A 23,237-nucleotide genomic window follows, 5' to 3' on the forward strand; every position below is an offset into this window, starting at 1 on the left:
GCTCGGGAAGCGGCGGTATCTATTTGGCCATCACCGCCTTGAACAGCACCGACTCCATGAACTGCTGCAACCAGCCACGCAGTTTCGGATAAGGGCTGTCGGCAAACCACTCAGGTTCGACCGCACTGAACTGCCTGATGAACGGGGCCAGGGCGGTATCCACCAGTGTCAGATGACCACCCACCAGAAAGTCCCCTTGTTGCAGGCGGTCTTCCAGTTTTTTCAGAAACGCTTCAGCCTGCTGGCGGTAGTGCACCTGGGAGTGTGCCGGGTGGCGGACGAAATATTTGTAGCGGTCCAGATGCGTCTTGAAGACGTGATCGTTTTCTTCGATGAGCGCCTGAATCTGACGCCGTGCATCGCCGTCGGTGATTTTTAACCAGTCGTCCGGATCGTTCTGGGCGAGCGCCCAGTGCATGATGTCCAGGCTCTGTTCGAGCACGCTGTCGCCCAGAATCAACACCGGTACGGTGCCTTTGGGGGATCGCTCCAGCATGTCTGGGGGTTTGGCTTTGAGGCTGACTTCCTCAATGTGCACGTCGCAGCCCGCATAGCGCAGGGCCATGCGCGCTCGCATGGCGTAAGGGCAGCGGCGAAAGGAATACAGAACCGGTTTCAACTGCTTACCTCGACAGTGCTCAACCCATTGCCCTGGCGGCGGACCTGAATCTGCACGGGGATCCGTTCGTGCATTTCCTGAACGTGGGAGATGACGCCGACCTTGCGGCCCTGCGCCTGAAGTCCATCCAGTGCGTCCATGGCCAGTTGCAGGGATTGCGGGTCAAGGCTGCCGAAGCCTTCGTCGATGAACAGGGATTCAATCTTCAGGGTGCTGGACGCCATGGACGCCAGACCCAAGGCTAGCGCGAGGGAAACCAGAAAGGTTTCGCCCCCGGACAGTGAATGCACCGAGCGCAGTTCGTCGCCCATTTCGGTGTCCATTACCAACAGGCCCAACATGCTGCCGCCACGTTTGAGCCGGTAGCGACGCACCAGTTGTTTAAGCTGCGTGTTGGCGTGATGCACCAGCAGGTCAAGGTTGTAGGCCTGAGCGATCTTGCGGAAGGTGTCGCCGGTGGCTGAGCCGATCAATGCATTGAGCCGTGCCCAGCGTTGCCACTCGTCGTAAGCCTCGCGGATGCGTTGGGCCAGGGCCTGATTGGCGTCCTGACGGCGTTGGTCATCGGCCTGTTGTGCGCGCAAGTCGGCGCACTGCTGTTCACCCTCGGCGATCAGGTTGTGCAGTTCAATCAACGCCTGGTCCAGGTGTTCGGCCTCGATGTCGCCGATTTGCCGGGTCTGGTGATTGTTCAGCCGTTGCTCGCGCTCTTGCAACAGCACCTTGGCCTGTTCCACGGATTTTTCGCTGGCTTGCAATTGATGACGCAGCTCACTGACTTGCTCGTCGTCAATGCTCAGCAAGTGTTGGAGGCCGCTGTCATCGAGTTCGGTATGACGGCTGCGCCATTGACTGATCCGTGCCGTCAATTCGGTGCCTTCCTGCTGCAAGCCTTGCAGACGTTCCTGGCGTGCCTGAAGTTCAGCGGCCAACTGGATCAACTGGCTATTGATGTCCTGCAACGCCTGACTCGCTGCGCTCTCGGCCTGTCGGGCCTGCTCAAGGTCGCGCTCCAGTTGGTGCTGCCAGTGCTCGGCACTGGGGTGTTCACCCAGCAATTGGGTCAGCGTCTGTTGGCTGGCGGTTTGCTGTTCGCCCAGGGCGGTGCAGCGCTGTTGTACTTCGCCCAGGTGCTGAGCGCGGGTTAACTGTTGCGATTGCTCCAGTTCGATTTTCTGCTGACGTTCACGCTGGTCCTGCAATTCGTCGCGTTGTTGCTCCAGTTGGTCAAGCCGCTGAGTCACTTGCTGGTCCAGTTGCATGACCGTCGCGGCGGGGTCATCGCGCAGGCCGTCCAGGTGTTCGGCGCTCAACAGCGGCGCGAACGCGGTGAGTTCTTCCTCCAGACGCGTTTGGTCGGTGTTCAGCGCCCGCTGTTGGTCAGCCAGTTGTTGCGTGGTGGTCTGACTGGCTTCGTTGGCGCTCAACAGTTGCTGCTGCAGGCGCGCTGCATCTTTTTGCAGGGCGAGCAGGGCGTTCTGGCGCTCTTCATCCCGAGTGATGTTTTGCCCCAGTTGTGCCAGTTGCTGGTTCAGCCAGGTGTCGCGCTTTGCCGGGTCCTGTTCCAGCAGCCGTTTGCCCAGTGGATGAGCTTGCAGGGCGGGTGCCAGGGCGTGCTGCCGAGTCTCCAGTTGCTCCTGTTGCTGCAGGAATTCCTTCTGCTGGGCAATCAGCCCGCCGACGGTGATGCGCAACTCATCGAGGTTTTTCTTGAGCGTGTCCACCGCCTTCTGCGCGTTGCTTTCTTCGTTTTCGTCGTGCCGGGTCAAGCGTTGCAGCAAGACTTGCGGCTCATGCCACGGGTGCTCGCTGCTGCCGCACACCGGACACGGCTGGTCATCCTGCAATTGCAGGCGCAGCTCTTCAACGCTGGCGCCGCGAGCCAGGCGCTGGCGTTCCAATAACTGTCGGGTCACGGTCAAGGTCTGTTCCGCGACGTGCAGTTCGTTCTTTGCTTGCAGGCCTTCGCGATTGAGTTGTTCGCGCTGTTGATGGACCTGGTGCTGTTTTTCCGTCAGTTCCAGCGCGCGGCTGTCCAGTTCCTGTTGGGTGGTCCACAGCCGCGCCAGTTCTTCGAAGGCGCGCTGCTGTTTGCGATTGTCTTGCAGGAGGCTGCCGAGAATCTGGATTTGTTCGCCCACTGCGTCGGCTTCAGCGCCGGCTTCGCGATACAGCAGATCCAGCTCGCCGCGCAGTTCGCTTGCGCGCTGTCTGGCAGCGTCGGCACGTTCTTGCAGATGTGGCAGTTCGGTCCGGCCCTGCTTGAGCCGCGCACCGATCTGCATCAGTTGTTTCAGGCGATCACGATACGCATTCCAGGCTTCCCCCAGCGGGGCAAGGCCCTGGCTTTGCTCCAGCTGTCCGGCGATCCGCTCCAGCCGCCCGGCGACCTGGGCCTGTTGCTCAAGCAAACTGTGCAAGGTGCTTTGCCCTTGGGTGCAGCTGTGTTCGGCGTGTTGCCTCAGTTCATGGGCCTGGCGCAGTTCCTCCGTCAGACGGGCGACGTTGTTCTGAATGTCGAAGGCCTGACGCAGCAAGGGCGAAGCGTCACTGTGTTGCTGTTGGGCCTTGAGTGATGCGGCCTGCGCCTGAACACACGCCTGTTGCTGCTGGGCCTGGCGGGTTTGCAGGTCGCTCTGTTGGCCGAGCTGTTGCTGGATCTGGGCCGCCAGCGGGTTTAGCTGTGCCGTCAGTTCAGTCTGACGCAGGAACTGATGGCGCTGCGGGGCCAGTTGCTCCAGGCGGGCCAGAGTCAGGCGTTGGTCGCCCTGACTGTCCCAGTGCAATTGCGCCTGTTGCAATTGTTCGGCGGCGCTTTGCTGTTCTTGCTGAAGTTGGCGCAAAACCGTGTGCCATTGCTGTTGCAATTCAAGCTGGCGCAGTTCGCTTTGCCGGGTCTTGAGCAGGTGCTGCGCCGCTTCAAAACGCTGATCCAGTTCGGCCCGGGCTTCGGGCTCCATGGGCGTGACGCCGGTGGCCAAGGCCCTGAGATCGTCGTGGGCTTTTTCAGCCTCCTTGCTCTTGCTGAACGCCCGCCGCCCCAACTGGCTGTAAATCGCCGTGTCGGTGAGCTTTTCCAGCAGCTCACTTCGCTCCCTGTCGTCAGCTTTCAGAAAGGCGCTGAATTCACTTTGCGCCAGCATCACGGCACGGGTGAATTGCTCGAAGTTGAGCCCAAGGCGGGCTTCGAGCAGGGTTTTGTACTCGGTCTTGTTCTGGCTGCTGAGGATTTGCTCGCTGTCCAGATCGGTCAGGGTCTGGCGGCTGGCCTGGAGTTTTTTGGACGCGTTGTCCCGGGCGCGGTTGGTTTCCCAGCGGGCGCGATAGCGACGGCCGTCAATGCCGACAAAATCCACCTCGGCAAAGCCGCTGCCGGTGCCGCGCCGCAACAGCGTGCGGGGGTCGTTGGTGCTGATTTCACCGTCAATTTCCGGCACTTTCGATTGGCCGATATTGCTCAGGCGCGGGATGGCACCGAACAACGCCAGGCACAAGGCATCGAGCAAGGTGCTTTTACCGGCACCGGTCGGGCCGGTAATGGCGAACAGACCGGCGCTGGCCAAGGGTTCGGCCGTGAAGTCCAGCTCAAACGGGCCAGCCAGTGACGCAAGGTTTTTCAGGCGGATGGCGAGAATTTTCATGGCTGTTCGCTCTCCAGCTGCACTTCCTGCAGCAGCGTGGCGAAGTCGTTGAGGGTTTGCTCATCCACCTCGCTGCCGTAGTTTTCCTGCCAGGCGCGGCTGAACAGCTCCAGCGGGTTGAGTTGATCCAGTTCGATCAGGCCTTCGCCGTCATCGTTGCCGTCGCCCCTGCCTTTGCCGACATATTCAGCAGCGATGCGTACCAGGCGCACGGCTTTACCCTGCAGTGCGCCTTCAATCTGGTTGCGCAGGTCCGGTTGCGGCTCGTCCAGGCGTACCCGGACTTCCAGCCAGGGTTGGCGCTCGATATCCGCCAACAGGTCGATGTCCGGCAGGTCCTTGAGCTGCACCAGCAGTTCAGCCAGGGGAGCAGGGCCGACCCGTTGCAGGTTGACGGCGCGGGGAATCAGCAGGGGTTCGACGCTGAGCAGTTGGTCGCCTTCGCAGGTGATTTCCAGAATCTGATGGGCGTAGCCGATTTCCGAAAATGACAGCGGAATAGGCGATCCGCTGTAGCGAATGCGGTCTTCCCCGTTGACCCGCTGGGGTTTGTGCAGGTGACCGAGCGCCACGTAAGTGATGCTTGGCCCAAACAGGCTGGCGGGCAGTGCTTCAGCGTTACCGATGATCAGGCTGCGCTCGGAGTCTTCCGAGACGGAGCCGCCAGCCATGTGCGCGTGGCTGACGGCAATCAAGGCTTGCCCCGGCTGACGTTTGAGGTTGGCGGCTTCGATCAGCAATTCATGGACCCGGCCAATACCTCGCAGGTAGTTGTCGCCAAGGGCCGCGCCGGTCACTTCAGCCGGGCGTAAGAACGGCAGCGCCAGGCACCAGGCACCGATGTTGCCTTCGTCATCGGGCAGCGGCAGCAACAGCCGCTCAACGTCCAGGGTGCCATCGTCGAGCCACAGCACCCGGCCCAGCGCGTGCGTGCGCAGGCGGCGCATGAGCGGGGCGGGCAGTTCGATGCGTGACCCTGAGTCGTGGTTGCCGGCGATCATGACGATGGTCAGTTTCGGCTGTTGCTCGTGGGCATTGACGATGAAATCGTACAACTGCTCCTGTGCTTTGACGGGCGGGTTGACCGTGTCGAAAATGTCCCCGGCAATCAGCAACACGTCCGGCTGACGCTCGGCCAGACGGGCCAGCAGCCAGGTCAGAAAACTGGCGTGTTCAAAGTCCCGCTCCTGGCCGTGAAGGTTCTGGCCAAGGTGCCAGTCGGAGGTGTGGAACAGTCGCATGTGGTTTCTCGATTCTGAATGTGTGTCGTGAGGGCTGGCGACGCGCAGAGGCGCGTCTGTCGGGGCGAGCGTTCAACTCCCGCGCAAAACCCTCTACTTTGGATACAGCGGCGGCAGGCTCTGGTCGGTCGCTGCATTCTGAATATGTTCCGAGGCGGGCAACGTGCGGATCGCCCGCCACAGGTCTTCCCCCAGCCACAACTGACCGGTTTCACTGTACAGCGCGCCATTGAGGCCATCGAGCGCGTCGGACAAAGGCACGAACCGTGCAGCCATGTCGGCCAGGGTTTCCGGTTGCTGGCGTGCCCAGGCATCCAGAGCCTGACGCGTGCCGTGCGGGTCGTTGGCCAGGCAGGCGCGCTTGAGATCGTCCAGCACCGTTCGCGGGCTGGGTCCGGCCTGGGCGACACGCGCCACGGCGGGCTGCCAGCGGGCGCGCCACCAGAAAATCACCCCGATCAGGGTGGTAAAGGCAAAGAACAGGGTGCTCATCTGCCATGGCCAGACGGGCGGGCCGATAACCGTGACGCCGCCCAGGTCGTTGCTGACCGGAGTGTCCACTTCCAGGCTAGGGTTGCTGCTGATCTGTAAGGTGCGGGCGGGCAGTGCCGTGTGTTCCAGATGGTCCTCACGGGTGTTCCACCACACGATGTCGACCGCGGGCAAATCAATAGCGCCAGCCCGGTTCGGCACCAGGGCTTCGCGTTCTTCACGGGTGCCGATGATGCCGCGCTCGCTGGCCAGATTCGCCAGTTGGGGCTGGTCCGGGTAGCGCCGCAGACTGCTGACGTCGGTGGCGGGCAGGGGCGGCAATTGCGCGCTGGAAAGGCCCTCGACCTTGAGGGTCAGAATCCGCGTCAGGGACTCGCCCACCTGGCTGTGGCCTGGCTCCGGGCTCCAGCTTTCGGTGAGACTCACGCTGCTGGCCGGTATCCAGGGGGCATCGGCGGGATAGTCCGCTGGCTGGGCCTTGACCGTCAGTTGGATCGGCTCCGAGCTGACCCGCACGACCTTGCCCGGCTGCGGGCCGAACGGGTTGACCGCTTCACTGTTCCGGGAGGCTTCGGCCGTTGGCTGGACCAGCGTGGCGCTGAACACTTGCGGCGCAATCACCAGGGTGCCGCTGTGCTGCGGATAGAGGGCGTAGCGCATCTCGATCACGCCGTGTCGGACGCCTTTGATGAGTTTCTCGTAGGTCCGTGACTCGCCGAGTTTTTCGATGCGGGCATCGGGGATATCAAGAGGCGCAAGGGTGCTGTCGTCGAACAGTGACACCGAGTGATAGATGCGCAGGGTCAGCACCGCTTGAGCCTGCACATAGACGCTGTCCTGATCGAGACTGGCGTCGAGAAAAACCGGTGCCAGTTTGCCGGGCTGATCCTGATCGTCGCTCTGGATCACCTGCAGGGTGATCGGCTCGCTTTTGAGTTCGCCCAGCTCCAGCGCCGGGATTTCCACCGACCCGGTTTTCCTGGGCAGCAAGGTGATGATCCAGCGGGTGGTGGCCTGGTTTTCACCGCCCAGGGTATTGAGGCGATTGACCTGTCGCGTGCCGCGCACGTCGAAGTCGCTTTCCAGGGGGCTCAGATCAGGCTTGCCGAATTGGGTGACGTCGCTGGTTTCCAGGGTCAGCTCGACGGTTTCTCCGGAGTTGAGGCGTGCCCGATCAACGCTCGCGGCCAGTTCCGCTGCCTGGCCGGGCAGGGCACTCAGGCAGAGCATCAGGCTGATCAATAAGGTGTACACGCGACTCATGGGTTTTTTTCCTGCCGCTGTTGCTGTTGATACCAGAATTTGCGTCGCAGCAACTCGCCAGGATCATCCGGGATCTGGCGCAGCCATTGTTCCAGGGCTTGCCGCCGTTCGCCATCAATCGGGCGGTCGGCCTGGCGAATGGGCGGTGTTGTCGTTTCGTTATCGTCCAGCGGCGAACCCGGCGCGGGATTGCCGCCGTTGCGCGGCGGGGGTTCGGTGCCTGGGCTGTTCTCTTCGCCGGGCTCGGTGGGTTCCGGGTCTGTGTCGTTGTTCTTGGCCTGCTGCGATGGGCTCGTCTGGCTCTGGGCATTGTCGCCGTCATCGTCGCCATCGCTGGGCTTGGTTTCAGTGGGGGAAGCCGCCTGCGGTTGCTTGTTCTGTTCGATAATCTTCGCCACCAGCGCCTTGTTTTTCAGTGCGGCTTGCAGGTCCGGTTGGCGTTCCAGCGCCTGTTCGTAGGCATCCATCGCCGCCTCCAGTTCGCCGCTGCGGGCCAGTGCATTGCCACGATTGTAGTGGTCGGCAGCGCTGTTGCCCTCGGCGAAACGCTGAGCGGCGCTGGCATAATCCCCCGCGGCATAGAGCGCGATGCCTTTCCATTGAGGGTCGTGGAAACGTCTGGCCGCTTCGGCAGGCCGATGGTGCTCCAGCAATTGCTGGCCTTGCTGGTCCGGCCGTAGCCACAAGTCCTGAAAGTCGAACGCGTAGCTGTTCTGGGGCAGCATCATGAGCAGCGGCAGGCACAGCAACCAACCGCGACGGCCGGCGCAGGCGGCCAGCACCAGCAGCGGCAGCAGAAACCAATGTCCTTGGTCGGCCCAGGTGTCGAGCTGGATCAGTTCTCCATCGCTGCTCAGGATTTTGGGTCCGTCGAGCAGCCCCAGTTCCTGCAGGTCGTCGTCATCCATGCGCACCTGCCGGTATTCGCCGCCCAGTTCGCCGATGAATTCCGTCAGGCTGGCGCTGTCCAGACGCGGCAACAAAATAGCGCCCTGGCTGTCCTTGAGCAGCCCGCCTTTTTCCTGAAGCACCGGGGCGCCTTCGGCTGTTCCGACCCCCAGCATCAGCAGGGGCGGGCTCTGGCCGATCAACGTCTGGCGAATACCCTGGCGCTCCTGATCGCTCAGGGATGAGCCGATCAGCAGGATTCGGCCCCGGCCCAGAGCGGCTTGTTTGAGCAGGTCTAAAGCCTGACGCAGGGCCAGATCTGCGCGGTGACCGGCTTTTGGCATGATTGACGGTTTGACCGCATCCAGCAGGTTGCGGATGGTGGTCATGTCGTCCGACAACGGCACCAGCGTATGGGCACTGCCTGCGTAAACAATGATGGCGGTTTGCGAATCGCTGCGCGCCTGCAGCAAATCCTGCAGCTTGCGTCTGGCTTGCTCCAGTCGTGTGGGCGGGCTGTCGGTGGCGAGCATCTCCGGGGTCACTTCCAGCAGTATGACCAGCGGGTCGACGGGTCTCTGACTCAGTTGCTCCACGCGCTGCCAGCCAGGGCCCAGCAAGGCGATCAGGGCCAGAGCCCATGCCACACCGAGGAAAACCCACGGGGTTTTGTTGTCTCGCCCTTTGCCGCCATTGAGCAGCACGCCATGGAACGCCGCCGGCAGAATCATCTGCCAGCGCCCGGCGCGTTTCTGACGATGCCAGAGTTGCCAAAGCAGCCAGGCCAGCAGCGGCAACAAAAGCAGCCACCAGGGTCGGAACCAGTGGGGCCAGAGGCTGATCATGAGCGCCTCCGCAACTGCTTGATTCGTTCACGCCAGCGTTGACCGTCCCGCGCAAAGCGTTGGCGGCTGAGCAGGCGGCGCAGCGGATTGTTCGGCCAGCGCTCAAGCACCACCAGGATCAGACTCAACAACAGGGCACAGGCCAGGGGCCACTGATAAAGCACCATCGCAGGCCGCGCCTGGGTGGGTTGCTGGGCGACCGGTTCCAGCGCGTCGAGACTTTCGCGGATATCTTCCAGCTGGCCGCCGTCGCGGGCGCGGAAATACTGGCCGCCGCTGATCTGAGCAATCTGCTTGAGGGTGGGTTCATCCAGATCCAGGCTGGGATTGAGTCCGATCATGCCCAGCGAACCTGCTTTTTCAGGGTCGGCACCGATGCCGATGGGGTAGATCTTGACGCCTTCTTCGGCGGCGAGACGAGCCGCGGTAATCGGGTCGATCTGCCCGCCGTTATTGGCGCCATCGGTGATCAGCACCAGGACTCGGCTTTGGGCGGGGCGCGACCGCAAGCGCTTGATGGCCAGGCCGATTGCGTCGCCAATGGCGGTGTTTTTGCCAGCGATGCCGATACGCGCTTCATCCAGCCAGACGCGCACGGTGTGGCGGTCGAAGGTCAATGGCGCCTGAACGAAGGCTTGGCTCCCGAACAGGATCAACCCGACGCGATCCCCCTTGCGACTTTCGAGAAAGTCCCCCATCAGGTGCTGGACCAGTACCAGCCGGCTGACTTCATCAGCCTTCCATTGCATGTCGGGGAAGTCCATGGACCCGGACACATCCACGGCCACCAGCAAATCCCTGCCGCTGGAAGCGACGGGCAGAGGATCGCCCACCCATTGCGGACGTGCGGCGGCAGTCAGTAGCAACAGCCATAACAGAACAAATGGCAGCTGTTGACGCCAGGCGGGCAGATTGGCCTTGGCGCGACGACCCGCCAAGCCTTCCAGGTCGCTGAGAAAACTGACTTTCAGGGCGGCCTCGCCGCTGTCGGCGGCGGGCAGCACGATTCGCATCACCCAAGGCAAGGGCAGCAGGGCGAAGACCCACGGCCAGGCGAATTCAAACATGTTTGCGAATCCAGGTTTCTACCGCCTGGGTCAAACCGGCGATGGCCTTGTCGTCCAGTTTGCATTCGGGTTTGTAAGCGCCTTCCACCAGCACCATCCAGCGCGTCAGGCCAGCGGCGGGGCAGCGGTTGTCGAGAAAGGCCAGCCATTTGCGGCCGTTCAGCGTATGACTTTGGCTGTACGGGTAATGGTTGCGGCACAGACGCTTGAGCAGACCATTGATCTGCTGCAACCAGGCGCCGGCCGGGGCGCCGTCGTAGGGTTTGGGCATTTGCGCGAATTCAATCAGCGCGGCAGCCCGGAGCGGGTCCAGTGGCTGCTCGGCGCGACGGGCTCGGGCTTTGACAGGGATCACGTGACGCACCCGCCAAAGCCCCCATCCCGCCAGCGGGATCAACAACAGCAGAAACCACCAGCCCGGCGCAGGGGGCCAGAAACCAATGGCGGGCGGCGCTATCAGCGGTTGAAGTTGATCCAGGGGGTTCATTTCTGCTTTACCGGGCGCTGGGCGTTCAGGTATTCGCGCAGTTGTTCGACCATCTCTCGTTGCGTGCTCAGGGGCATCAACAACACCCGGAGTTTCTGTGCCAGCAGTTCCCAGCGCGCTGCGCGTTCTTCGCCCTGGGCGCGATAGCTCTGGCGCAGTTGTGGGTCAAGGGTGTCCAGTTCCAGTTGGGCGCCACGCTCGGCAAAGCGCAGCAGACCCGCAGCGGGAAGGGCATGATCCAGCGGGTCCGACAAGGGCAGCAACAACAGGTCACAATGCCTGGCCAGCAAGCTCAGTTGCTGTTCGGCGGCGTCCGAGAGCGCTCGTTCATCGCACAGCACGACCACCAGACTGCCCGGGCGCAAGACCTCCCGGGCCCGACGCAGGGCGATGCCGAAAGCGTCGCGGTCGGCAGCTATTTCGGTGTGCAGCGATTGGTTGACCCGCACCAGACGGTTCAGCAACTGCAACAGGCTTTGCTTGCTGCGCCGGGGTTTGATTTCGTAGTGCTCGTTGTCGCCAAACACCAGTCCGCCCACCCGGTCATTGTGGATCAGTGCCGCCCAACCGATCAGCGCCGCCGCCTGGGCGGCCAACACGGATTTGAACATCAGGCCGGAGCCGAAGAACAGCCGGCGGCTTTGCTCTACCAGGATGAAGATCGGTCGCTCGCGTTCCTCATGGAAGAGTTTGGTGTGTGGCTCCTGGGTTCGAGCCGTCACACGCCAGTCAATGCTGCGCACATCGTCGCCCGTCTGGTAGACACGCACCTGATCGAAATCCACGCCACGGCCGCGCAGCTTGGAATGGTGCAGGCCAATCAGCGGGCTGCGTCGGCTCGGGGTTGAAAACAGCTGGACTTCCCGGACGCGATGACGCATTTCGATCAGTTCGGCGAGGCTGACGCGAATACCCGGTTGCGGGATCAGATAGGGTTGCATGACGTCACGCGACAGCCACGACGTCGAGGATGCGCTGGATGACGCGGTCCTGGTCGATACCCGCCGCTTCTGCTTCGAACGACAGGATGATTCGGTGGCGAAGGACGTCGAACAGCACCGCCTGGATGTCTTCAGGGCTGACGAAGTCACGGCCGGCCAGCCAGGCGTGAGCCCGGGCGCAACGATCCAGCGCGATGGAGCCCCGAGGGCTTGCGCCATAGGAAATCCACTCGGCCATTTCCGGATCGAATTTGCCCGGCGTGCGCGTGGCCATGACCAGTTGCACCAGGTATTCCTCCACCGCGTCGGCCATGTACAGGCCGAGAATTTCCTTGCGGGCGGCAAAAATGGCTTGCTGGCTGACTCGGCGCTCGGGCTTGGTTTCTCCGTTGAGCGCTTCGCCGCGAGCCTGTTGCAGAATCTTGCGCTCGACTGCAGCGTCCGGGAAACCGATCTTGACGTGCATCAGGAACCGGTCGAGCTGTGCTTCCGGCAGCGGGTAGGTGCCTTCCTGTTCGATGGGGTTCTGGGTCGCCATGACCAGAAACAGCGGGGACAATTCGTAGGTGCTGCGCCCGACGCTGACTTGGCGTTCGGCCATGGCTTCAAGCAAGGCCGACTGGACCTTGGCCGGAGCTCGGTTGATTTCGTCGGCCAGCACCAGATTGTGGAAGATCGGCCCCTGCTGAAAGACGAAGCTGCCGGTTTCCGGGCGATAGATTTCGGTGCCGGTAATGTCGGCAGGCAGCAGGTCGGGAGTGAACTGAATGCGATGGAATTGTGCTTCGATGCCTTCGGCCAGTTCCTTGATCGCTTTGGTCTTGGCCAGGCCCGGCGCACCTTCCACCAGCATGTGGCCGTCTGCAAGCAGGGCAATCAGCAAACGTTCGATCAGTTTTTCCTGGCCGAGAATCTGCGTAGAAAGAAAGGTTCGCAGCGCAATCAGCGCTTCACGATGTTCCATCGATGACTGTTCCTGGCAGGTAATCAGCAGTGTCAGGTGACACCGAAGCTGGGGGCGTTACTTTAATCCATAGTGGGGGGTTCCGACTAACGGCTCCGGGGTTTTTTCGAGTATTACGGGCAGAAGACTACAAAGGATTATGAATTGTCCTACGGAGTGCGTTGAAAGACTGTAGGAATACAGGGGTGAAGCGGGGATATGTTGGCGCCCCTCAAGGGGTTGGCTGGGCTTTTACACAAATCGCGCCCGATAAAAAGTGGAGGCGTTTTCCCAAAGCACCAACTGTGCATCGCGCTCGCCAAGCGTTTCCTTGATCAGGTCGATATCGCTGGTTCGAAAGGGTCTCGGGGCGCGAGTGGAGGGTAGATCGGTGCCGAACATCAGCGCCTGGGGGTTGGCGGCAAAGATGGCCTTGAGGACAATGGAGACCGGAAAACCCACCCGTCCGAACCCACTGGCCTTGATATGAACGCCGCGTTCGGCAAGGCGCAGGAGGGTGGGCAAGCCTTCCGGGCTCAGGCCCAGGTGGTCAATGCTCACCTTTGGCAGTTGCAGCAGCAGGTGTTCGAGTTCTGGCAGTTCACTGGAATCCACGTACAGCTCGGTATGCCAGCCAACCTGTTCGAATACCCGCCGGGCCAGCGCATCAAGCTGATCCAGTTGTTCCGAGCCGCCGCGCTTGAGGTTGAAGCGCAAGGCGCGTACACCGAAACCGTTCAGGGTTTCCAGTTCGGCATTGGTGATGTTGGCGGGCACCTGGGTCACGCCGACGAACCCGGAACCCAGCCGGCGTAGCGCCTCTAGCAGATAGCCCTGATCGAACCCCTGGAACGATCCGGAGACCACGGCGCCGCCAACCACGCCCAGCGGCCCGGTGAGCGCCTGATAGTCCGCGACCAGAAAAGGCTCGGGCATATAGCCGTTATTGGCTTTGAGAGGGAAGCGTGGATCGATGATATGGCAATGGGCGTCGAAAATCGGTTGGGTCATGACGGCTCCGGTCCGTGTGCTGAGGGCGGCCTATTTACTCACATTGGCTCAGGCGATCTCGCTGACATATGTACCGACATTTTCGAGAATGATTTGTAACGTTTCTTCCACATCCCTCAGGTCTTCGGCAGCGGTGGCGTGACGGATATCGAACGCGTGATGACCGTCAAGTGCCTCGCCATCGGCCGGATCGATTTCCACCAGAAGGCGTTGGGCACTGAACGTCACCTTGAGGGATGAAACCGTATGCGTGGTGTCATCGCCGAGGGTGATCTCGACGTCGTTTTCATCGGGAAAACGGGTCAGGGAAAACAGGTCGCCGTTTTCGCCGTGGCAGCAGAGCAGTGCCATATCGTCATATTCGTCATCGCAAGGGTTGACGATGAGGCTCGCAGTAGTGATTTGCATGGGCATTTCCTGGTTGTGAAGGCGGGCGAGGGGAAAGTTTGCCAGCCTCTGCCAAACTTTGCTGGCCAATCGCAACGAGGCTGCGCTAGCGGATGACTGAATATGTCGCAGCTTTGCAAGCAGTTGTTCGCCCGCTGTCGTTAAGCTGGCTGCCATATCAATGACGATGAGATGAGTCCTGCAACATGCGTCGACTTTTATTGCACGGATTTGGGCATTTCGATGTGACGAGTCGCACATCGCAAGCGTTAGTTCTTTAGCTTTACACTCAGCCATGCTTTGCTGTTCTGCCCGTTACCCCAAGGCACAGCATGGTCCGCGACATAACCATCCAGCTTCCTCCTTATAAAAGCCAAAGCGGAGTACCACAGATGGCGTTCTTCACCGCAGCCAGCAAGCCCGACTTCCAGCATCAACTGCAAGCGGCACTGGCGCAGCACATCAGCGAACAGGCACTGCCACAAGTGGCGCTGTTTGCCGAGCAATTCTTCGGCATCATTTCCCTGGACGAGCTGACCCAGCGTCGGCTTTCCGATCTGGTCGGTTGCACACTCTCTGCCTGGCGTTTGCTTGAGCGTTTCGAACACGCCCAGCCTCAAGTGCGGGTCTACAACCCTGACTACGAGCGTCATGGCTGGCAATCGACACACACAGCGGTCGAAGTGTTGCATCACGACCTGCCGTTCCTGGTGGACTCGGTGCGCACCGAGCTGAACCGTCGCGGCTACAGCATCCATACCCTGCAGACCACCGTGTTGAGTGTGCGTCGTGGCGGTAAAGGTGAGTTGCTGGAGCTGTTGCCCAAAGGCACCACCGGCGAAGACGTGCTGCAAGAGTCGCTGATGTACCTGGAAATCGACCGCTGCGCCAACGCCGGCGAGTTGAATGTGCTGGCTCGCGAACTGGAGCAGGTGCTGACTGAAGTGCGGGTTGCGGTAGAAGATTTCGAACCGATGAAGGCCAAGCTCAACGAGCTGCTGGCGGGCATCGATGACGTGCAATATGGCGTCGACGAAGGTGAAAAGTCCGAGATCAAGGCATTTTTGCAGTGGCTGGTGAACAACCACTTCACGTTCCTGGGCTACGAAGAATTCCAGGTGCGCGGCGAAGCCGATGGCGGCCAGTTGATTTATGACGAGTCCTCGTTCCTGGGCCTGACCAAGCGCCTGCGCGCCGGCCTGACCGAAGAAGACCTGCACATTGAAGGCTATGCGGTGAACTACCTGCATGAGCCGATGCTGTTGTCGTTCGCCAAGGCGGCCCATCCGAGCCGTGTGCATCGTCCTGCTTACCCTGATTACGTGTCGATCCGCCAGATCGATGCCAGCGGCAAGGTCATCAAGGAATGCCGCTTCATGGGGCTGTACACGTCCTCGGTGTATGGCGAAAGCGTTCGAGAAATTCCCTACATTCGCCGCAAGGTCGCGGAAGTCGAGCGCCGTTCCGGTTTCGACGCCAAGGCTCACCTGGGCAAGGAACTGGCTCAGGTGGTTGAAGTCTTGCCCCGTGACGACCTGTTCCAGACCCCGGTAGACGAACTGTTCACCACGGTGATGTCCATCGTGCAGATCCAGGAGCGCAACAAGATTCGCGTGTTCCTGCGCAAAGACCCGTATGGCCGCTTCTGCTATTGCCTGGCGTATGTGCCGCGTGATGTGTACTCCACCGAAGTGCGGCAGAAAATCCAGCAAGTGCTGATGGATCGCCTGAAAGCGAGCGACTGCGAGTTCTGGACGTTCTTCTCTGAATCCGTGCTGGCGCGTGTGCAGTTGATCCTGCGGGTCGACCCCAAGGTCAACCTCAACATCGATCCGGTGCAACTGGAAAACGAAGTCATCCAGGCCTGCCGTTCGTGGAAGGACGATTACGCCAGTCTGGTGGTGGAGAGCTTCGGCGAAGCCCATGGCACCAATGTGCTGGCGGATTTCCCGAAAGGCTTCCCGGCAGGTTATCGCGAGCGTTTCGCGGCGCATTCGGCTGTGGTCGACATGCAGCACCTGTTGAGCCTGAGCGAAACCAACCCGTTGGTGATGAGCTTTTATCAGCCGCTGACCGGCGGCAAACAACAGCTGCATTGCAAGCTGTACCACGCCGATACGCCGCTGGCGCTGTCCGATGTGCTGCCGATTCTGGAAAACCTCGGTTTGCGTGTGCTGGGCGAATTCCCGTATCGCCTGCATCACAGCAATGGCCGTGAGTTCTGGATTCACGATTTCGCCTTCACCTATGGCGAAGGTCTGAGCCTGGACATCCAGCAGCTCAATGACACCCTGCAGGACGCCTTCGTCCACATCGTGCGTGGCGAAGCCGAGAACGATGCGTTCAACCGTCTGGTGTTGACCGCCGGTTTGCCATGGCGTGACGTGGCGCTGCTGCGCGCTTACGCGCGTTATCTGAAACAGATTCGCCTGGGTTTCGACCTGGGGTATATCGCGGCGACGCTGAACAACCACACCGATATTGCCCGTGAACTGACGCGGTTGTTCAAAACCCGTTTCTATCTGGCGCGCAAACTCACCGCTGACGATCTGGACGACAAGCAGCAGCGCCTGGAACAGGCGATTCTGGCGGCACTGGACGATGTTCAGGTGCTGAACGAAGACCGTATCCTGCGTCGTTATCTGGACCTGATCAAGGCAACCCAGCGCACCAACTTCTACCAGACCGACGCCAACGGCCAGAGCAAGAGCTACTTCAGCTTCAAGTTCAACCCTCGGCAGATTCCCGAACTGCCCAAGCCGGTGCCCAAGTTCGAAATCTTCGTTTATTCGCCGCGTGTTGAAGGCGTGCATCTGCGCTTCGGTAACGTGGCGCGTGGCGGTCTGCGCTGGTCCGATCGTGAAGAGGATTACCGCACCGAAGTGCTGGGTCTGGTAAAAGCCCAGCAGGTGAAGAACTCGGTGATTGTGCCGGTGGGCGCCAAGGGCGGTTTTCTGCCGCGCCGCTTGCCACTGGGCGGCAGTCGCGACGAAATCCAGGCCGAGGGCATTGCCTGCTATCGCATCTTCATCTCAGGCTTGCTGGACATCACCGATAACCTCAAGGAAGGCGCGCTGGTGCCGCCGGTCAACGTTGTGCGTCATGACGGCGATGACCCTTACCTCGTAGTGGCGGCCGATAAAGGCACGGCGACCTTCTCCGACATCGCCAACAGTATCGCCATCGATTACGGCTTCTGGCTAGGCGATGCGTTCGCTTCCGGCGGCTCGGCCGGTTATGACCACAAGAAAATGGGCATCACCGCCAAGGGCGCATGGGTCGGCGTACAGCGTCATTTCCGTGAGCGCGATATCAATGTCCAGCAGGACAGCATCAGCGTCATCGGCATTGGCGACATGGCCGGCGATGTGTTTGGTAACGGCTTGCTGATGTCCGACAAACTGCAACTGGTCGCGGCTTTCAACCATTTGCACATCTTCATTGATCCGAACCCTGAGCCGGCCAGCAGTTTTGCCGAGCGTCAGCGTTTGTTCAACCTGCCGCGTTCGGCCTGGACCGACTACGACACCAGCATCATGTCCGTGGGCGGCGGTATCTTCCCGCGTAGCGCGAAAAGCATCGCCATCAGCCCCGAGATGAAAGCGCGCTTCGATATCAAGGCCGACAAACTGACGCCGACGGAGCTGCTCAATGCGCTGCTCAAGGCCCCGGTTGATCTGCTGTGGAACGGCGGTATTGGCACTTACGTCAAGTCCAGCCACGAGAGCCACGCCGATGTGGGCGACAAGGCCAACGACGCGCTGCGGGTCAATGGCAACGAGCTGCGCTGTAAAGTCGTGGGCGAGGGCGGCAACCTGGGCATGACCCAGTTGGGTCGTGTGGAGTTCGGTCTCAATGGCGGCGGTTCCAACACCGACTTCATTGACAACGCCGGCGGCGTTGACTGCTCCGACCACGAAGTGAACATCAAAATCCTGCTCAATGAAGTGGTGCAGGCTGGCGACATGACTGAAAAGCAGCGCAACCAGTTGCTGGAAAGCATGACCGATGAAGTCGGCCATCTGGTGTTGGGCAACAACTACAAGCAGACCCAGGCGTTGTCCCTGGCCACGCGTCGCGCTTATGAGCGTATTGCCGAATACAAGCGCCTGATGAGTGATCTGGAAGCGCGTGGCAAGCTGGACCGCGCCATTGAGTTCCTGCCTGCGGAAGAGCAACTGACCGAGCGTATCGCGGATGGCAAGGGCTTGACCCGGCCTGAGCTGTCGGTATTGATCTCTTACAGCAAGATCGACCTCAAGGAAGCGCTGCTGGAATCCCGCGTCCCGGATGATGACTATCTGGCGCGTGACATGGAAACGGCGTTCCCGCCGTCTCTAGCCGCCAAGTTTTCCGATGCCATGCGTCAGCATCGCCTCAAGCGCGAAATCGTCAGCACCCAGATCGCCAACGATCTGGTCAACCATATGGGTATCACGTTCGTGCAGCGACTCAGAGAGTCCACCGGCATGAGTGCGGCCAACGTGGCGGGCGCTTACGTGATCGTGCGGGACATCTTTCATCTGCCGCACTGGTTCCGGCAGATTGAAGCCCTGGATTACAAGGTTTCGGCCGAGATCCAGCTTGCCTTGATGGACGAACTGATGCGTCTGGGGCGCCGTGCCACCCGCTGGTTCCTGCGCAGCCGTCGCAACGAGCTGGACGCCGGTCGTGACGTGGCGCACTTCGGTCCGCACATCGCAGCGCTGGGGCTGAAACTCGACGAGCTGCTGGAAGGCCCGACCCGCGAAGTCTGGCAAACCCGCTATCAGGCTTATGTCGAAGCCGGTGTGCCGGAATTGCTGGCGCGCATGGTCGCGGGCACCAGTCACCTGTACACGCTATTGCCGATCATCGAAGCGTCTGACGTCACCGGGCAGAACGCTGCCGATGTGGCGAAGGTTTACTTCGCGGTGGGCAGCGCGCTGGACGTGACCTGGTACTTGCAACAGATCAGCAACCTGCCGGTGGAAAACAACTGGCAGGCCTTGGCCCGTGAAGCGTTCCGTGATGACATCGACTGGCAGCAGCGGGCGATTACCGTGTCGGTTCTGCAGATGCCGGACGGTCCTGCGGACGTCGAAGAGCGTCTGACGTTGTGGCTGGAACAGCACAGGTCCATGGTCGAACGCTGGCGCGCCATGCTGGTGGACATCCGTGCGGCGAGCGGCACGGATTACGCCATGTACGCGGTGGCCAACCGTGAGTTGCTGGACCTGGCCATGAGCGGACAAACCATCACGGTTTGATGGTTTGAAACGGTCGTCATGAAAAACCCTGCATCGCAAGATGCAGGGTTTTTTTATGGGCAGGTTTCATGCGCCAGATGTCAGTTTTGACGGATGTTGAACGAGTGTTTTTCGAGTTGCTGTAGAGGTAAATGATTACGCATCAGGGGAAGAAATCCTGCATCTCCCTGGCTTTTACCAACAGGCGAGTTCTGTCGCAGTCTTGCGCAACGCTGTCGGGATGACGAGGCTGGCCATTCAAAAAATCAGGTTTTTGTTCAGCGTTAGCCAGTTGATGATAGGCACCCAGATTGCGCCCGATAGACCGTGCAAACAGGCCAGTGCCGGTCGCATAAGCGCTTTTGATCACGGCGAGGGAATCCTCTCTGGCGCTGGACGGGACCGCTTTGGCTGAGTCGGTTGAGCTGTTTTTTGCAAAAAGCAGCGTGGCCTGGTCTGCGGCGTTGCTGAAGCGCCGGGCCAGTACTTCCTTGCCGATACCTTCCGAAGTCTTCGTCAACAGGTCAAGCATGATGTCCGGTGTGTTTTGCGCAGGGCTCTCGTTGTGGCTTAGTGAGAGTATCCCGCCAGACTTCAGGGTGATGGGTAACTGGCTGCGGCCAAATCCCTGGTTGGCCTCCGCCAGCATCAAGCCGAATGTGGCGACAGGGTCCAGAAGGGCGGCCTTGCTCTGGCGGGTCAGGACCAGCAAGACGTTGATCTCGATTTCCGTGGGCAAATTGTCCATCGAGCAATTCCCGTTGCTGATCGTTGTGGGCTGAAGCCCGGATGCGTCCTGTAGCCTGTGTTCGTTGACCTTGACCACCGCATGGATTTTTTCATTGATGGGTGTGATCTGGTAAAGCTGGCCTTTGTAGCGCAAAGAGCCCATCAACACCTTGGCGTGCTCCACCATAAGAATGGAATTGTCGGGGTCGTCCAGGCCAAGGGAGCTGTCGGGTATCGAGCCGGTCCACACGGCAAGACCGGTTTGCGGGGAGCTGGAGTCGTGCAGTTGGACCTTCACATTCAAGGTGGGCTCCAACGGAAAAATCAGGGGTTCGTTGCTGTTCAGGTTTACACCGGGCTGACGAGTGATCAGCAGGGCTGCATCGGTGGCCTGATCGTAGACGATGCTCCTGTAGACCGGATTGTCATGGAGTTTCCGGTCCACGAACGCGCTGTCGACGTCGAGGCTGCGAAACAGGCTCTGAGTCGCCTGCGCAGCAGGTTGCCCGCCACCCAGCGCGATGCCGAGACACGCCAGTAAAATCGAGCGTTTTTCCATTGTTCACGTTCCCTGTGTCAGTGTACGGACTCATCTCCAGGACAACCGTCCAGCTTTTAGCTTGGCCCTCGAAACGCCAAGGGACGATATTGTTTGGCGATAACCCGACATTCCTTGATTTCGACAGGTGCGGCTCACAGGCTAACCTCGGTATTCGGGCAATAAAAAACCCCGTCACAAGGACGGGGTTCTTTTAGCGCGGTGTTTCGCTATTACGCTTGAATGACCGGGATATTGGCATTCGCTGCGGCTTCGCGGAACTCGGCGATCTGATCGAAGCTCAGGTAGCGGTACACGTCCGCTGCCATGGTGTCGATCTGGTTCGCGTAGCCCATGTACTCTTCAACCGTCGGCAAACGACCCAGGATCGAAGCCACGGACGCCAGTTCGGCCGAAGCCAGGTAGACGTTCGCGCCGTCACCCAGACGGTTCGGGAAGTTACGGGTCGACGTCGAAACAACCGTCGAGTTCGGCTCAACACGTGCCTGGTTACCCATGCACAGCGAGCAGCCCGGCATTTCCATACGTGCGCCAGCCTTGCCGTAGATGCCGTAGTAGCCTTCTTCGGTCAACTGGTGAGCGTCCATCTTGGTCGGCGGCGACAGCCACAGACGTGTCGGCAGTTGCCCTTTGACCTGATCCAGCAACTTGCCCGCAGCGCGGAAGTGGCCGATGTTGGTCATGCAGGAACCGATGAACACTTCGTCGATTTTCTCGCCGGCAACGCTGGACAGCAGACGGGCATCATCCGGGTCGTTCGGCGCGCAGAGCACAGGCTCTTTGACGTCGGCCAGGTCGATTTCGATGATTTCGGCGTATTCCGCGTCCGCATCCGCCACCATGAGTTCCGGATTGGCAACCCAGGCTTCCATCGCCTGGGCACGACGTTCCAGGGTCCGTGCATCGCCGTAGCCTTCGCCGATCATCCAGCGCAGCAAGGTGATGTTGGACTTCAGGTACTCGCTGATGGACTCTTTCGACAGTTTGATGGTGCAACCGGCAGCGGAGCGCTCGGCCGAGGCGTCGGACAGTTCGAATGCCTGCTCGATGCTCAGGTCGTCCAGGCCTTCGATTTCCAGGATGCGGCCGGAGAATGCGTTCTTCTTGCCTTTCTTCTCTACGGTCAGCAGGCCAGCCTGAATCGCGAAGTAAGGAATGGCGTGAACCAGGTCGCGCAGGGTAATGCCAGGTTGCATCTTGCCCTTGAAACGGACCAGGATCGATTCCGGCATGTCCAGCGGCATGACGCCGGTGGCCGCGGCGAACGCAACCAGACCGGAACCGGCCGGGAACGAAATGCCCATCGGGAAGCGTGTGTGGGAGTCGCCACCGGTGCCGACGGTGTCCGGCAGCAGCATGCGGTTCAGCCAGCTGTGGATGATGCCGTCGCCCGGACGCAGGGAAACGCCGCCGCGGGTCATGATGAAGTCAGGCAGCGTGTGGTGCGTGGTGACGTCGATCGGCTTTGGATACGCAGCGGTGTGGCAGAAGGACTGCATGACCAGATCGGTCGAGAAACCCAGGCAAGCCAGGTCTTTCAGTTCGTCGCGGGTCATCGGACCAGTGGTGTCCTGGGAACCCACGGTGGTCATCTTCGGTTCGCAGTAGGTGCCTGGGCGAACGCCTTTGCCTTCCGGCAGGCCGCACGCTTTCCCGACCATTTTCTGCGCCAGGGTGTAACCCTTGTCGCTTTCGGCCGGTGGCTCAGGCAGCTTGAACAGTGTCGATGGTGGCAGACCCAGTTCAGCACGGGCTTTTTCGGTCAGGCCGCGGCCGATGATCAGCGGGATACGGCCGCCGGCACGTACTTCGTCCAACAGGACCGGCGTCTTCATTTCGAAGGTGGTCAGGACTTCGTCGGTGCCGTGTTTGCAGACTTTGCCAGCATGAGGGTACAGGTCGATCACGTCGCCCATGTTCATGTTGGTCACGTCGAACTCGATCGGCAGTGCGCCCGCATCTTCCATGGTGTTGTAGAAGATCGGAGCGATTTTGCTGCCGAAGCAGAAACCGCCGGCACGCTTGTTCGGCACGTAAGGAACGTCGTCGCCGAAGAACCACAGCACCGAGTTGGTCGCGGATTTACGCGAAGAACCGGTACCCACCACGTCGCCCACATAGGCAATCGGGAAGCCCTGGCTGCGCATTTCTTCGATCTGCTTCATCGGGCCGATGGAGCCTTGAACGTCCGGTACGATACCGTCACGGGCCATTTTCAGCATGGCCAGGGCGTGCAGCGGGATGTCAGGACGGGACCAGGCATCCGGGGCAGGGGACAGGTCGTCGGTGTTGGTTTCGCCCGTCACCTTGAAAACGCGCAGGCTGATCTTGTCGGCCAGGGTCGGACGCTTCTGGAACCACTCGCCGTCAGCCCAGGATTGCAGGACTTCCTTGGCGTGAGCGTTACCGTTTTTGGCTTTTTCAGCGACATCGTGAAACGCGTCGAACATCAGCAGCGTGTGCTTGAGTTCTTTGGCGGCAACCGGCGCGAGCGTGGCGTCGTCCAGCAGGTCGACCAGCGTGACGATGTTGTAGCCGCCCTGCATGGTGCCGAGCAATTCAACGGCGCGCTTTTTGTCGATCAGCGGGGAAGTGGCTTCGCCCTTGGCCAGGGCAGACAGGAAACCGGCCTTGACGTAGGCAGCTTCGTCAACGCCTGGTGGAACGCGGTTGGTGATCAGGTCGACAAGGAAAGCTTCTTCGCCAGCCGGGGGATTCTTTAGCAGCTCGATCAGGCCTGCAGTTTGTTCGGCGTTAAGCGGCTGGGGCACGATACCCTGGGCGGCACGCTCTTCGATGTGTTTACGGTAGGCTTCAAGCACAGTATTACCCTCATCAGTGGTCCCAAATGGGTGTCCGGGACGCTCATCCAGAAATTGCCCGAGACCTGCACGAC

At 60.6% G+C, this 23,237-nt stretch carries 14 protein-coding genes; 1 reads left to right on the forward strand and 13 read right to left on the reverse strand.

The features are described 5' to 3' along the window. Positions 1–19: 19 nt before the first annotated feature. The 11 genes from ACP7B0_RS12710 to ACP7B0_RS12760 form a co-directional block, all read right to left on the reverse strand. Complete coding sequence (locus ACP7B0_RS12710) at positions 20–619, reverse strand: glutathione S-transferase (RefSeq protein WP_426141730.1); 600 nt, start codon at positions 617–619, stop codon at positions 20–22. Beyond that, complete coding sequence (locus tag ACP7B0_RS12715; RefSeq protein WP_426141732.1) at positions 616–4,260, reverse strand: AAA family ATPase; 3,645 nt, start codon at positions 4,258–4,260, stop codon at positions 616–618. The genes ACP7B0_RS12710 and ACP7B0_RS12715 overlap by 4 nt, the downstream gene beginning before the upstream one ends. Then, the gene (locus tag ACP7B0_RS12720; RefSeq protein WP_426141733.1) at positions 4,257–5,501 is read right to left on the reverse strand and encodes an exonuclease SbcCD subunit D C-terminal domain-containing protein; all 1,245 of its coding nucleotides are present in this window, start codon (positions 5,499–5,501) and stop codon (positions 4,257–4,259) included. The genes ACP7B0_RS12715 and ACP7B0_RS12720 overlap by 4 nt, the downstream gene beginning before the upstream one ends. Before the next feature lie 93 nt (positions 5,502–5,594). Beyond that, entirely contained in the window at positions 5,595–7,256 is a 1,662-nt protein-coding gene (locus tag ACP7B0_RS12725) for a BatD family protein (protein WP_426141734.1), read from the reverse strand. After that, positions 7,253–8,989, reverse strand: a complete 1,737-nt coding sequence (locus ACP7B0_RS12730; protein ID WP_426141735.1) for a VWA domain-containing protein — start codon at positions 8,987–8,989, stop codon at positions 7,253–7,255. Before ACP7B0_RS12730 ends, ACP7B0_RS12725 begins: the two co-directional genes overlap by 4 nt. Beyond that, positions 8,986–10,056 carry a vWA domain-containing protein gene (locus ACP7B0_RS12735; protein WP_426141736.1) on the reverse strand — a complete coding sequence of 357 codons (1,071 nt, stop codon included), beginning with the start codon at positions 10,054–10,056 and terminating at the stop codon, positions 8,986–8,988. Before ACP7B0_RS12735 ends, ACP7B0_RS12730 begins: the two co-directional genes overlap by 4 nt. Then, on the reverse strand, positions 10,049–10,543 hold the full coding sequence (locus ACP7B0_RS12740; protein ID WP_426141737.1) for a DUF4381 domain-containing protein: 495 nt from the start codon (positions 10,541–10,543) through the stop codon (positions 10,049–10,051). The genes ACP7B0_RS12735 and ACP7B0_RS12740 overlap by 8 nt, the downstream gene beginning before the upstream one ends. Next, positions 10,540–11,484, reverse strand: coding sequence for a DUF58 domain-containing protein (locus ACP7B0_RS12745; RefSeq protein WP_426141738.1), 945 nt, complete (start codon positions 11,482–11,484; stop codon positions 10,540–10,542). Before ACP7B0_RS12745 ends, ACP7B0_RS12740 begins: the two co-directional genes overlap by 4 nt. A gap of 4 nt (positions 11,485–11,488) precedes the next feature. Then, positions 11,489–12,448 carry an AAA family ATPase gene (locus tag ACP7B0_RS12750; RefSeq protein WP_426141739.1) on the reverse strand — a complete coding sequence of 320 codons (960 nt, stop codon included), beginning with the start codon at positions 12,446–12,448 and terminating at the stop codon, positions 11,489–11,491. Positions 12,449–12,679: 231 nt separating this feature from the next. Continuing rightward, the gene (locus tag ACP7B0_RS12755; RefSeq protein WP_426141740.1) at positions 12,680–13,438 is read right to left on the reverse strand and encodes an amidohydrolase family protein; all 759 of its coding nucleotides are present in this window, start codon (positions 13,436–13,438) and stop codon (positions 12,680–12,682) included. A gap of 48 nt (positions 13,439–13,486) precedes the next feature. Next, complete coding sequence (locus tag ACP7B0_RS12760; protein ID WP_426141741.1) at positions 13,487–13,846, reverse strand: hypothetical protein; 360 nt, start codon at positions 13,844–13,846, stop codon at positions 13,487–13,489. 371 nt (positions 13,847–14,217) lie between these two features. On the opposite strand from ACP7B0_RS12760, the gene ACP7B0_RS12765 reads away from it, so the two are divergent. Next, a complete protein-coding gene (locus ACP7B0_RS12765; protein ID WP_426141742.1) occupies positions 14,218–19,074 on the forward strand; it encodes an NAD-glutamate dehydrogenase in 4,857 nt (1,618 codons plus the stop codon). Between the two features lie 142 nt (positions 19,075–19,216). Here ACP7B0_RS12765 and ACP7B0_RS12770 read toward each other — a convergent pair whose 3' ends face one another. Then, on the reverse strand, positions 19,217–20,341 hold the full coding sequence (locus ACP7B0_RS12770; RefSeq protein WP_426141744.1) for a hypothetical protein: 1,125 nt from the start codon (positions 20,339–20,341) through the stop codon (positions 19,217–19,219). 212 nt (positions 20,342–20,553) lie between these two features. After that, positions 20,554–23,163: a bifunctional aconitate hydratase 2/2-methylisocitrate dehydratase gene (gene acnB, locus ACP7B0_RS12775; RefSeq protein WP_426141745.1), complete on the reverse strand. Its 2,610-nt coding sequence runs from the start codon at positions 23,161–23,163 to the stop codon at positions 20,554–20,556. Between the last annotated feature and the right edge of the window lie 74 nt (positions 23,164–23,237).

This window comes from Pseudomonas sp. DWP3-1-2 (genome assembly GCF_049896285.1).
Lineage (GTDB): Bacteria > Pseudomonadota > Gammaproteobacteria > Pseudomonadales > Pseudomonadaceae > Aquipseudomonas.